Annotated in this window: 6 protein-coding genes and 1 pseudogene; all 7 read right to left on the bottom strand. The window is 69.9% G+C overall.

The window, feature by feature from the left end:
- On the bottom strand, positions 1-363 hold a 363-nt coding region (locus WHI96_RS27205; RefSeq protein WP_349302493.1), incomplete at its 3' end, for a DNA cytosine methyltransferase.
- A 114-nt stretch (positions 364-477) separates the two neighbouring features.
- The gene (locus WHI96_RS27210; RefSeq protein ID WP_349302494.1) at positions 478-1,593 is read right to left on the bottom strand and encodes a bifunctional DNA primase/polymerase; all 1,116 of its coding nucleotides are present in this window, start codon (positions 1,591-1,593) and stop codon (positions 478-480) included.
- A gap of 118 nt (positions 1,594-1,711) precedes the next feature.
- Entirely contained in the window at positions 1,712-2,128 is a 417-nt protein-coding gene (locus tag WHI96_RS27215) for a hypothetical protein (RefSeq protein ID WP_345650418.1), read from the bottom strand.
- Positions 2,129-2,208: 80 nt separating this feature from the next.
- The gene (locus tag WHI96_RS27220; protein WP_345650421.1) at positions 2,209-2,358 is read right to left on the bottom strand and encodes a hypothetical protein; all 150 of its coding nucleotides are present in this window, start codon (positions 2,356-2,358) and stop codon (positions 2,209-2,211) included.
- A 212-nt stretch (positions 2,359-2,570) separates the two neighbouring features.
- A pseudogene (locus WHI96_RS27225) lies at positions 2,571-2,818 on the bottom strand (WhiB family transcriptional regulator).
- Between the two features lie 128 nt (positions 2,819-2,946).
- Positions 2,947-3,666 carry a hypothetical protein gene (locus tag WHI96_RS27230; protein WP_345650426.1) on the bottom strand — a complete coding sequence of 240 codons (720 nt, stop codon included), beginning with the start codon at positions 3,664-3,666 and terminating at the stop codon, positions 2,947-2,949.
- A gap of 67 nt (positions 3,667-3,733) precedes the next feature.
- Entirely contained in the window at positions 3,734-4,309 is a 576-nt protein-coding gene (locus tag WHI96_RS27235) for an Rv3235 family protein (protein WP_345650429.1), read from the bottom strand.
- Between the last annotated feature and the right edge of the window lie 92 nt (positions 4,310-4,401).

Below are 4,401 nucleotides of genomic sequence, written 5' to 3' on the forward strand. Positions count from 1 at the left end.
GTCGTCGTCGACGAGCAGGTCGAACAGGCTGGGCTCGGTCTCGGGCTGGGCGAAGGTCTGCTTCTCGCCGCGGGCCGGGCTGAAGAAGGTGCAGCTGGGTGACGCCCACAGCAGGTCGGTGCCGGGGAACCGGCTCGGGTCGGCCTTCGCGATGTCGATGACGTCGTGCCCTGCGTCGGGCATGTTCTGGTTGTGGGTCTCGACGGCGAGGTCCCAGTGGTTGACCGCCATGACGCTTCGGACCCCGGGGACCTGTTCCGCGCCGAAGGAGGATCCGCCTCCGCCGCAGAAGAGGTCGGTCAGGCTGAACTCGCAGTCGTCGTAGGCACTTGGAACTGGTGTCCGGTGCAGCGTTCGCGGCATGAGGCGCTCCGTTCGGTTATGGGTGAACGGTTCGAGCTGTCAATCTCTCCCCGTAGTTATCACTATACCATATCTAGCCGATATCCGCTGGTGGTGGCGCCTTCGCGTGCGTCTCTACGTGCCTACTCCCGAGCGGCTCCGCCGCTTTTCATCGGGCTTCTTCTGAGCCCTTCCCTTTCCGCGACCAGGAACGGTTCTCTGCGTATTCCCAGATCCGTCGGCGGCCGCGGTACGCCCTGCTCGATCCCTGTTCGCGTAGCGCGGGCGCCTGGCTCCGTAGGCGAGTCCGTCGCTGATGGTCTGCTCCGCCTCGGACTCGCTGAAGTCGTCGACCCCGATGTGCATCTGGACGGCGGAGCGAAGGGTCGCGTGTGCCTCCTCGGCGGAGATGACGTTGCCGCCGACGTAGTTGCCCAGCTTGAGTGCGGCGGTCAGCACTGCGTGGTGGCGGCCACCCGGCTGCGCCTCCTCGATCCGCTGGGCCTCGCCTTCGAGGATGCTGCGGACGTAGCGCTCCTGGCGGTTGCCGCTGAGCTCGAGTCGCGGCCGCGGGACATGGGCGATCTCCGGCTCGGGCGGCGGGGCGAGCATGTCGCCGATCCATGCGGGCAGCTCGGCAGGCGGGCCGGAGCGCTCGAACTGGTAGCGCCCCTCGGGGCGGACCGAGCCGGGAGCGACGATGTACCCGCCCTCACCTCTCGTGTCGATCTTCCAGCCGAGTCCGGTCTGAGAGCTGTTGCGCAGCGCGCTGTCGTTGCGGAAGTACAGGTGCCCACCTCCGCTGGGGGTGGACACCGTCAGGGTCTGGTCGGGCAGGGGCTCACCGGCGCGACGCGCGAGCATCTGCAGGACGTCGCGGCCGTTGCGGGCCCCCTCGAACTCCTCGGGTGCGGTCGCCCCGTGGCCCTCGTCGAGGTCGATCACCAGGAGCTTCGACGGGCCGCAGGCGATACCGACGTTGTAGGGCTTGGTGCTCCACCAGCGCCGGATCTGGTCGGGGTCGATGGTGGCGCGCTGTTCCCAGCCCAGGTGCCCCTCCGGGCCGCTGCAGGGACCGCTGCGCTTGCAGGTGCGCTTGGCGTGGAAGATCGGCTTCTTCCCGTCGACCTGCAGCGGGAAGACGTGGTAGCCGGCCCGCGCGGCTCCCAGGGCGACCTCCAGCATCTGGTGTCGAGTGGCTGGCGAGGTGCGTCGTTCCGTGGGATCGCCGGTGGTGTGCTGATCGCTCATGACGCTCTCCGGTTCTGTGGTGCGGGAGCGCTGTCATCGCTCCCGCCGCTGTTCACTATACCACTATTCGATGCAGAAATGCGCTTTGACCTGCGATTATTCAGCCAGAGGTGGGCAGTCAGGCGCGATCGACGGCGCTGAGCACGCGGGCCCGCAGGTCGGGTGCGTCGATGACCTCGGCCCAGGCGACCCAATCTGGGAAGGCCCTGGCCAGCATCGGCCGATGCACCGGGGGAATGGCGACGATCAGCTCACAGAGCGCGCGCTCCCAGGAGGTGGGGGCGACCCCACCGGGTATGCCGTGGACGCTCAGCGTCGCCTGCAGTGCGCGCTGGGCGTCTTCTTCGAGGTCGTGGCATTCCGCGTCGCGGACGAGCATCTCGACGACGCGCGCGAGCGGCGGCTCTCCGCCCGGCTCCGGGCAGTGCAGGACCGCCGCGAGGTGCCGGGCCTGCTCCCGGCGCGCCTGGCGTCGCCAGTGGTCGGTGTCGATCTCGACGAGTAGGGCGGCGAGATCGTCAACGGACACGTTCATGGTCTGCTCCTCGATGACCGGGTGCGCATGAGTGAGGGGCGGCGGCGGTGGGGCGCCTGGACCGCGCCCCACCGCTGTGATCACGTATCTGTGAGGACGCTGCGCAGGATTGCGGCGACGGTGGCTGCGTCGTGGTCGACCCCGCGGTCCTCGGCATCGCGGATCGCGCTCAGCGCGGCGAACGTCGTGTCCTCGCCCAGGTCGCCATTGACCGCGCAGGCGACGAACACGGCGTCCTGCTCGCCCCACCAGGCGCCACAGCTCCCTCGACGGCAGTGCACCGCACCAGGTGCGTCACCGGGCTCGTGCGGACCTGCCTCACCACAGCTCGGACACGGGTCGAGCAGGTCGGCCCGGATCTGATCGTCGACGAGCGCCGGACTGGGCCGCACTGCCTCAGTAGCGACGACCGGAGCGGGCACGTGACGCTCTCCGTCCCGGTTCATGCGGTGGTGGCCATTCGTCGGCCGGCGTGTCGCAGGGCGCGCCGCTCGGTCTCGTCCGTGCCGCCCCACACGCCGGCGCCCTCCCCCTCGGCGAGGCGTGGGTCAGACAGTGCTCTCGGACCGGGCAGCGGTGACACACGGCCTTGGCGGCGGCTGTCTGTCGCTCGGCCGGTCCGTCGCTTCCGACGGGGAAGAAGAGCTCGGGGTTCTCGCGGCGGCATGCCGCATCGAATCGCCAGTCCATCGTGGGACTCCTTCGATCGGTCTGCGGGTGTCGGTCGGCGCTGTCATCGCCTCCCGATACGAATCACTATACCATATCTAGCGGGTTGCGGGCTATTCGCGCGACCGTTTCTGCTGGTCGGCGCCTGTTTACCCAGGGGCTCCCGGGCGAGGGCGGCCGGCCCGGCCGGGCCTGGTGCGACTGTCGGCGAATGCCCAGACGGTGCGGCGGAGGTAGTGCCGTCGGCCGTGGGGGTCGGTCCAGTCGGGGCGGGGGAAGTAGCCCGGGCTTCGGGCGAGGTAGCCGCGGATGACCGACGCGTCGGTGTAGCCGAGCACAGCGGCGGCCTGGTCGAGGGTCAGGAGGTCGTCGCCGTTCCCGCTGTGGTCGACCGACGTGAGGCTGTCGCGCTTGGTGGCCTCGCGGTGCTGCCACCAGCTGTCCATCTCGCCGAGGGACCAGTAGAGGTGGCGTCCGATTCGGCGGGCCGGACGGGGGTGGCCGGTGTCGTCGCGGGCGCTGTAGAGGTTCGCGAGGTGCTGGACGGAGACGTGGAACCGCCGCGCGAGGGCCGCACGGGTCAGCACGGTCTCCTCGTCGTCGTCGAGCCGGTCCGGGGGAGATGCGGCGAGGTCGTTGACGAAGGTCCGCATCGCCTGTTCGTCCCACCACTGTCGGCGGCCCTGCTGCCAGGCCACGGCCGGGTGGCCGTTCGTCGCCCGGTGGCGCCACCAGCGCTCTGCGGTCGCGCGCCCGACACCGAAGGTCGTGCAGATGCCATGACGGGACAGCAGGACGCGGCCCTCGACGGTGGCCCGCGTCGGGGAAGCGCTCGCGGTCGCGGCGACGTCTACCCCCGCCTCCTTCATCCGGCTTCTCCTTCTCGACGGGGACGCTCCCCGACTGCGGCTGCCGGGGAGCGTCGTGGGCCTGGGGTCAGAGCACGGCGAGGTGGACCAGCCGCCATCCGCCGATGATCTCGGGGGCGTGCACCGCTCCGTCGAGCTGGATTCGGGCGGTGAGGGCCCGCGGGCGGCGGTCGTGCCCGATGAGGACGAGCGCGGTGAGTTCTCCGACGCCTTCGACGGGCTGGCTCACGTGGCTACTCAGGACGCGGCCGATGCCCCGGCGGGCGCCGCCGCGCAGTGCGAATCCCCGTCCCTGCAGGTACCTCAGGACCAGCGAGTCCGCGAGTGGGGCGAGCTGAGTGGCGGGGCGCCGCCCGGCCAGTACCTCGGTGGCGAGCCGCAGGATGTCGCCTGCGGCGCGTGCAAGGTCGGGGTCGCGGGCGATGTCGGCGACGACCGGGATGCCCCAGTCGATGTCTCGATCGACGTCCTCGATCTCTCCGTAGCCGAGCTGATCGAGCCAGGCGACGATGTCGCGCAGTACGGCGATGCGGGCCACCCGCCGCTCCTCGCGAATGATGGCCTCGCCGCCCGGCGGGATGCTCTGGTTCTCGCTGGCCAGCACGTAACTGAACTTCTCTGCCTGTCGAACCCTCTTGCTCACGGGCGCTCCTTCGGTTCCGGGGTGGTGTTGCGTGGGCTGTCAGTCCCTCGCAACACTTACTAATTTACAGCGTTCAGCCTGCTGCGTCAAGA

Source organism: Pseudonocardia tropica (assembly GCF_040105315.1).
Taxonomy (GTDB): domain Bacteria; phylum Actinomycetota; class Actinomycetes; order Mycobacteriales; family Pseudonocardiaceae; genus Pseudonocardia; species Pseudonocardia alni.

Bases quoted from the DNA above. Each gene is read 5' to 3' on its own strand.
- WHI96_RS27210 (WP_349302494.1), bottom strand. From the start codon at position 1,593: ATGAGCGATCAGCACACCACCGGCGATCCCACGGAACGACGCACCTCG.
- WHI96_RS27230 (WP_345650426.1), bottom strand. From the start codon at position 3,666: ATGAAGGAGGCGGGGGTAGACGTCGCCGCGACCGCGAGCGCTTCCCCG.
- WHI96_RS27215 (WP_345650418.1), bottom strand. From the start codon at position 2,128: ATGAACGTGTCCGTTGACGATCTCGCCGCCCTACTCGTCGAGATCGAC.